This window comes from Vibrio owensii CAIM 1854 = LMG 25443 (assembly GCF_000817815.1).
Taxonomy (GTDB): domain Bacteria; phylum Pseudomonadota; class Gammaproteobacteria; order Enterobacterales; family Vibrionaceae; genus Vibrio; species Vibrio owensii.
In genome coordinates this window covers 124,260-131,634 of record NZ_JPRD01000007.1, presented here as the reverse complement: position 1 = coordinate 131,634, position 7,375 = coordinate 124,260, and the positions used below count along the sequence as shown (strand labels likewise).

Sequence of the window (7,375 nt, the reverse complement as noted above, 5' to 3'; positions counted from 1 at the left end):
AAAAAGAGTTATGCCAGTCAGCTTAACTGACTGGCATAACTCTTAAATTAGAGCGCTTTTTTATTGGTGCCAACTTGTCTTGCTAGTTTTTATTGTCTTATGCAGTTTCTAGTACTTTGTCTTCAACTAGGTTTAGACGTTCGCCGTAAACTGGACGTAGTGCTTTTAGTACTTCGTTACGTGTTACTACACCAACCATCAAACCGTTTTCTAATACAGGAAGCACTTGTGGCTTGCTTACTTTGATGCTCTTAGCACGCTCTTCAAGAGAAAGAGAAGTAAAGCGCGTCGCCATGCCCATACTTGTTGTTGGGTAAAGTTGTTCTTTATCGATACATAGGAACTCAACTACATCCACCAAACGGTCACCAGCGTCAATCGCTACAACGTCACGGCTCATCAAATCTACCACTTTTTGTTCTTGAGCTGGGATGTAATCTTGGCACCACAACTCAACCATCACGTCGTGCGCTGAGAAGAAACCAACCAAACGATTGTCGATGTCAACAACAGGAGCACTGATTAGATTGTTGTCCAATAGGGTATCTAGTGCAGTTGAAACTGGCATTTCTACGCTCAGAGTAACTGGGCTCGGGTTCATGATTTCTTTTACAATTGATGCGTTTTTCATAGTGGTTTCCTTAACTGACGTTAGTGTTGTAGTGTTTGTAATGGATGAAATTTTTGCTGCTTTTAGTTCTGGTCGACGGTAGATACACCAGTTAGCTAAGCCAACTAACACAGCGCCGCCAACAATGTTGCCCAGAGTCACTGGAATTAAGTTTGCAGTGATAAAGTGGCCAACATTTAGGTCTGCGTATTGAGAAGCCGATACGCCAACCGAAGTCCAGAAAGTTTCTGGTGCGAAATTCGCGATTACGATGCCTAGCGGTACCATGAACATGTTTGCTACACAGTGCTCAAAGCCACTGCTGACGAACATTGCCACTGGCATGATGGTCATCGCTGCTTTTGTCATTGCATTTGCAGAACTGAACGTTAGCCAAATAGCAAGACAAACCAATAAGTTACATAGAATGCCCAGTGCAAATGCTTGTACCAATGTGTGGTGTAGCTTGTGCTGCGCAATGTTTAGTGCGTTTAAACCCCATTGACCCGCATCCATCTGGTACAAGCCAGCAGCGCTTACCAATGCAAGTAGGAACATCGCACCGATGAAGTTACCTACATAAACCTTGCCCCAAATCGACAACATTTTGCCGAATGAGATTTGTTTGTTTGCCCATGAGATGCTCGAAAGCACTGAGCTGGTAAACAACTCACCACCACAAATGACGATGAGTATCAAACCCATACTGAATGCTAAACCACCTGCAAGACGGCTAAGCCCCCAACCTGCGTCCGCACTACCTGTTGTCACTGTGATGTAAAACAAGAATGCTAAACCGATGAATGCGCCTGCCATAATTGCCAAACCCAGTGTCATGCCGCTGGTTTTGTTTGCTTTGCTAAGGGCAAACTTCTCAGCTTCAGCCATCATTTCTTTTGGTGAGAAATACTGATGATTTTGAGAGCTGGTCACCGCCATATTGACTCCTTAGTTTGTGGTTCCATAGAAACTCCTTGGTTAATGAAATCGAGGCATTTAATGCGTTCGAAAGAGAAGGTGTTATTGTTTTTTGTTGCGGTGTTCCCGAACCGCATATCCAGATTAAGCGGACGAGTGGTACAGGTAAAATTGATAATATTTAGAATCCTCATCAAATTATTTGATAAGTTTTTCAAGGCAGGTAAAATGAACTTCATTGCGTATTAACGCAGTATTTTTGGGGTTGCGAGAGTATGGTGAATACTCGCCAATTAGGGAGGAAACTTTGCGCTACTCACTTAAGCAATTAGCGGTTTTTGACGCAGTTGCAGATACCGGCAGTGTAAGCCAGGCCGCAGATAAACTGGCTCTGACACAATCAGCGACGAGTATGTCGCTTGCTCAGTTAGAAAAAATGCTTGGCAGACCTTTATTTGAAAGGCAAGGCAAGCAAATGGCGTTAACGCATTGGGGGATGTGGTTAAGGCCGAAAGCAAAGCGTTTGTTACAAGACGCACTGCAAATCGAAATGGGATTTTATGAGCAACATTTGCTGAGTGGACACATTCGATTAGGTGCGAGTCAAACGCCGGCAGAACACTTGGTTCCTGACCTTATCAGTATCATTGATAACGACTTTCCAGAGATGCGAATTTCGTTAGGCGTGCAAAGTACGCAAGCAGTCATTGATGGTGTTCTAGATTACAAATACGACCTAGGCGTTATTGAAGGTCGCTGCGATGACAACCGTTTACACCAAGAGATTTGGTGTCGTGACCATCTTACCGTAGTTGCAGCGTCTCACCATCCATTTGCACGTAACTCGTCTGTGAGTCTAGCGCAACTAGAGCAAGCAAAATGGGTATTGCGTGAACACGGCTCTGGAACTCGCAAGATTTTTGATAGTTCAATTCACCATCTTATTGAAGATTTGGATGTATGGCGCGAATATGAACACGTGCCTGTACTTAGAAGTTTAGTATCGAATGGCCAATACTTAACGTGCCTACCATACCTTGATGTAGAGCGTTACATTGAAGCAGGTGATTTGGTTGCATTGAACGTACCTGATTTAAAGATGGATCGAACGTTGTCATTTATCTGGCGTGCCGATATGGCGGAAAACCCGCTGGTTGATTGCATTAAGCGTGAAGGCTTACGCATGATGAAGGGTAAACCTTCAGTGCTTTAAGCGATATTCGAAACAAAATTATCGTATCTTAGAAAAGGCTCTGCATCTCGCAGGGCCTTTTTTGTCATTTATTGCTCGTTTCGCCCAATTTATTGTGACTTTGTTATTTTCGAAATCTGTTGATTTATCGGTTGCGTCAAATTTAACGTGTAAAAAATGAAACGATATAAACTTTAATGTGATCGTAATCACCGAAGTATTCGATCTATATGCCTAGTATTGACTGCCTGATTTCAATGTATGAAGGCAGTTTTCGAACCATAACGGTACGAAACTAGCAAGCGGGTAAGAATACCATGACAACACTTTTAGCAATCTCTATTACCACTGGCATTCTCTCTGGCGTGTGGGGCTGGATCGCGATCTCCCTGGGCCTGTTATCTTGGGCTGGCTTTCTTGGTTGTACAAGTTACTTTGCATCCCCGACAAGTGGCTTGAAAGGCTTAGGAATTAGCTTAATCACCAACATGAGTGGTGTTTTCTGGGCGATGGTGATCATCTACGGTTCGACTTATGCAGGGCTAGAGATTCTTGGCTATGTAATTACTGCTGTGGTTGCGTTTTTCATGTGTATTCAAGCTAAGCAAGCTTGGTTGGCGTACATCCCTGGTACTTTCATTGGCTCATGCGCGACTTTTGCTGCAGACGGCAATTGGCAACTTGTAGTGCCATCGCTGATTTTAGGTGGTGTGTTTGGTTACCTAATGAAAGCAACAGGACTTTGGTTACATGCGAAATCAGCCGCTACTTCTTCGCTTGCTGAGCAAGTACAGTAGTGAACCCCCGATCTTATTTGTATCCGCTGTGTGTTGAGACTTATCCCGCTCAATACCGTTAATCAAAATTACTGATTCTTGATACAAGCACACCCAATTGGTGTGCTTTTTTTTGTCTTCGAGTTGTCACGTATTGCCATTTGCCATGGTTACCACGCGTTTAAGCGTCCAGCGAAGGAGAACAGGAATGCATTCCATGCCTCTCTCTTCACAGTTTGCGACTATCGCTAAGGCTAAATCTGGCTTAGCCTGTTTTTTCAAAACACGACTCACGACTTTCTTGGCGGGCATGGGATGATCATGAGGAACTTTGATAATGTCCTTAAAGAATAATTCAAAGCCATTGTTGTAAAGGAAGTGCTCAATGTCTCTGTCTGGAAGTTCTGTTAATCGATGACGTTCTTGGTCATTTTCCAAATGTGCGCGAACAGTATGCGCGTATTTCTTACCAGCAGGGTCTCCATCTGTCACCACGTGCCAGTCAATGCCGAATTCCTTCGCAACTTTGACCAATGATTTCAATCCCGATTGAGCGAACTCAACAATCTGCACGCCCTCTGCGGCCAAATCATATCCGCATTGACGTGCTAATTCGTTGAATAACCAGACTTCGGTTTCTCCCTCGACTAGCAACCAACAGCGAGCAAATAAAGCGCCAGCACGGTGAAAGCGAATATGGAAGCCAATGCGACGCAATTGATCGACACTGAATCGATTCGTGTTGAGTGATTTTGCAATGGTACGGTCAGACAAGCGCATTAAACGACGTATTGAGGCGAGAGGAACTGAGCCAAGCAATCGGGCACTGTTTGTCGTTAGAATCTTCTGCATTGGAAGAAGTTGCAACAAGCTCCAAGCACGAGATAGATGGGTAGGGTGCAAACGTCCTTCTGGATCTTCGATGATCAAAATCGGTCGAGCACAACGTCTTAAATCGGTCGGTCCTTTTGCTTGAAGGTAAGCATTAAGCAAGCCCATTAACAATAGACGTGATTGTTTGTTGTTTGTCTCTTTCAAAAACTGCGGCAAGCCTTTGTCTGAAGAAGGGCTGGCATAAAAAAGTCCATCGCGTGGTTTTCGAGGGTTGCCTTTTTTTACGCTTCTGAAAGCGAAGTAATGCTCCACTAGGGTTTGCATTGAATCTAAGCTACTTCGTACTTCACCTTTATTTACATGGCCTGGCATGGCAAACAAGCGGCGGCATGTATTGTTAATGCGCTTCTCAATGCGGGCGTTTTTATTTTCGCCGTTAATGTGGTTGGGCTGAGGGAATCGACGCGAATCGCGTAATCGGATCACCGGGTGTAACGTCATCAACTCAATTGCGAGCTTTTCTGAATGGTGGAGCTGCTTAGGCTCACCATCACAGTCTAAAAATGCATACTTGGTGGTAATATGGTGCCCATCGCGAGTTGCACTTAAGCGATAGTAAATGACGTTCTCGTTATCAGCATTTACACACCAAGTTGGTTTGATCCGGCGATAACGCCCCGCGTTAACCTCTTGCTTATCTTGAGCTTTGAAACACAAGACGATTTGAAGGTGTTGCGTCTGTGGATGAGAAATGGCGTAATCGACGTGAAAATCCGTCATTTCAAATTGATAAAGCGAGCCATCAGCTGGCAGTGCGAGGGATAGGGCATCAAGAAGGGAAGACTTACCCCAAGTGTTTTCGCCGATCAGAGTTGTCAGCTCGTCAAAAGAGAGTGAAAGGCGTTTGATGCCTCTAAACCCAGAGATTTCGATGCGTTCTAGTCTCATCTCACTCCTCCTTGCAATTATTTGAATTATCGAGGGTTCTTTTGCTTCTCCTAAGCATATATGAAATTGATCTAGGCTAGTTAAGCTCAGTTCACAAATTTAAGAGCAATCAACCTATGAATACAGACCGTTTAGGCGTACAGTCACTTTCAAATTCGTACCTAAGGTGAATCTTGATCACGTTAAAATGAAATGAAAATTTCTCTGTTTCATAAAATTCATGATTCTGTCATGATTCAGTTCTAATAATTAAAAGGAATGAAAAGAGAGAAGATGACAATGAATAAAAATCATAAGCCAGTCAGAATCAAACTGGCACACATCAATGACACTCATTCCTACTTTGAGCCAACGTCATTACAGCTAAAACTCAATATTGATAACGAACGTACACTAGAGCCTTACGTGAGCGCTGGTGGATTTTCACGTATTGCAACGCGCGTAGAGCAGCTTCGCGATGATGCACAGCGCCAAGGTCAGGGCATGTTGTTTCTTCATGCTGGTGACTGTTTTCAAGGCACGTTGTATTTTTCGTTATTCAAAGGCAAAGCAAACGCCGACTTATTAAACGCACTAAACATCGATGCGATGGCTTTAGGCAATCATGAACTGGATATGGGTAATGAACCCGTTGCTTTGTTTTGTCTGCGTACCAACTTCCCGTTACTTGCCGGTAACTGGGACCTATCAAATGAATTGCCAACAAAAGATCACCGCATGGGGGATTGCAATAACGTATTGAGCTTCGATACGACGACTCAAAGCGCGCAATATCTGGTGAAAGAGTTTGACGGAGAGAAAGTTGCCATCTTTGGCCTGTCTATCGACAAGATGAGTGACATTGCCAACCCAGATGCCGATACGCCATTTATCTCTGCCATTGAAACGGCAAGACATACTGTTGAACAAATTCATCAGGCGGGCATTAAAAACATCATCCTTTTGAGTCACTTAGGTTATGAAGGGGATTTAGAGCTCGCAGCGCAAGTGGATGGCATTGGTATTATTGTTGGAGGCCATAGTCATAGGTTACAAGGTAACTTTACGGCAATCGGTTTGGGCGAAGACGACCCTTATGGTGTCAAAGTGAATGATACTTATGTTGTACAAGCCGGTTATCACGCATTAACCATGGGGCATTGTGTCCTTGAATTTGATGAAAACGGCAAAGCGAACATGTTAAGTGGTCAAAATGAGTTGCTACTCGGAAGACGCATTTTCTGGGACTCGACACTAAATGAGCAGCTTGACCAAGGCGTGTTTGAAGAAGCGTGTGACTTTATTCATGGCCAACCAAACGTGGTCGTTTGTAAAAAGCACCCAGAGACACAAGCGATCTTAAGCGACAAGTACATCCCGAGAGTGCGTAAGCTTCAGTCCCAAGTGATTGCCAATGTGGCAGAGAAGAAGCGTCATGTGCGTGTTCCTGATGAATTTGGTGGAAGCGAACTTGCTCCGGCAGTCGCACACTCTTTCTTGTATGCGCTTAACAAACGTGGCCATAACGTTCAATTTGCAATTCATAATGCGGGAGGCGTGCGTACTTCTCTCAATCCGGGAAATATTACTGTGGCAGATGTTGCCGGACGATTGTTGCCATTTGCCGTTCCAATCGGTTGTTATGACGTGCAGGGTAAAGTGGTTCGCCTAGCATTAGAAGGCGCGATCAATAATGCACTGAACAACGGCGTTGAAGGTACCGGTTCTGGCAGCTACCCATATACGCATAACTTGAATTTTGAATACCAAGCAGACGCTCCAAAAGGCCAACGTATTAAAAATCTGGAAATTTTTGATGGTAAGCGTTGGTGTCAGATTGACGATGAGGCATGGTATCGTGGTGCTTCGTCTGCTTATACCATGAAAGGCAAAGAGGGCTATGAGGCATTGCTGGATATGAAAGGCGAAGGCTTTGTCAGCAACCTTTCTATGGCGGATTGCTTTATTGAATTACTTACGGACGAACCAAACTGTTTGAACCAAGGTCACAAACTTTACTCGCAGAAGAATCAATAACCGTTATTGGTATCCTTTTTGCTCCTTTCCTGATGCACATGCGATTAAGAGGGAAGAGAGTATGTGGAAAAAAGATTGGGC

At 44.1% G+C, this 7,375-nt stretch carries 5 protein-coding genes; 3 read left to right on the top strand and 2 right to left on the bottom strand.

What is annotated here, in order from left to right; all coding sequences use genetic code 11:
- Nucleotides 1-97 precede the first annotated feature (97 nt).
- Nucleotides 98-1,549, bottom strand: coding sequence for a formate transporter FocA (gene focA / locus H735_RS03605; protein WP_009704467.1), 1,452 nt, complete (start codon nucleotides 1,547-1,549; stop codon nucleotides 98-100).
- A gap of 286 nt (nucleotides 1,550-1,835) precedes the next feature.
- Between focA and H735_RS03600 the strand changes: the two genes are divergently transcribed.
- Together H735_RS03600 and H735_RS03595 are read left to right on the top strand one after the other, a co-directional pair.
- Entirely contained in the window at nucleotides 1,836-2,741 is a 906-nt protein-coding gene (locus H735_RS03600) for a LysR substrate-binding domain-containing protein (RefSeq protein WP_005441888.1), read from the top strand.
- Between the two features lie 296 nt (nucleotides 2,742-3,037).
- Nucleotides 3,038-3,517: a DUF1097 domain-containing protein gene (locus H735_RS03595; RefSeq protein ID WP_005441887.1), complete on the top strand. Its 480-nt coding sequence runs from the start codon at nucleotides 3,038-3,040 to the stop codon at nucleotides 3,515-3,517.
- A 126-nt stretch (nucleotides 3,518-3,643) separates the two neighbouring features.
- On the opposite strand, the gene H735_RS03590 is transcribed toward H735_RS03595, so the two are convergent.
- Complete coding sequence (locus tag H735_RS03590; protein WP_005441885.1) at nucleotides 3,644-5,278, bottom strand: DUF2813 domain-containing protein; 1,635 nt, start codon at nucleotides 5,276-5,278, stop codon at nucleotides 3,644-3,646.
- A 273-nt stretch (nucleotides 5,279-5,551) separates the two neighbouring features.
- Between H735_RS03590 and H735_RS03585 the strand changes: the two genes are divergently transcribed.
- Nucleotides 5,552-7,294 (top strand): bifunctional metallophosphatase/5'-nucleotidase, encoded by a 1,743-nt coding sequence (locus H735_RS03585; protein WP_020196919.1) that lies wholly within the window; start codon nucleotides 5,552-5,554, stop codon nucleotides 7,292-7,294.
- Nucleotides 7,295-7,375: the final 81 nt, after the last annotated feature.

What these genes read in the sequence shown, in the direction of transcription:
- focA (WP_009704467.1), bottom strand. Translation starts at nt 1,549, where the DNA reads ATGGCGGTGACCAGCTCTCAAAATCATCAGTATTTCTCACCAAAAGAA.
- H735_RS03595 (WP_005441887.1), top strand. Translation starts at nt 3,038, where the DNA reads ATGACAACACTTTTAGCAATCTCTATTACCACTGGCATTCTCTCTGGC.
- H735_RS03590 (WP_005441885.1), bottom strand. Translation starts at nt 5,278, where the DNA reads ATGAGACTAGAACGCATCGAAATCTCTGGGTTTAGAGGCATCAAACGC.
- H735_RS03585 (WP_020196919.1), top strand. Translation starts at nt 5,552, where the DNA reads ATGACAATGAATAAAAATCATAAGCCAGTCAGAATCAAACTGGCACAC.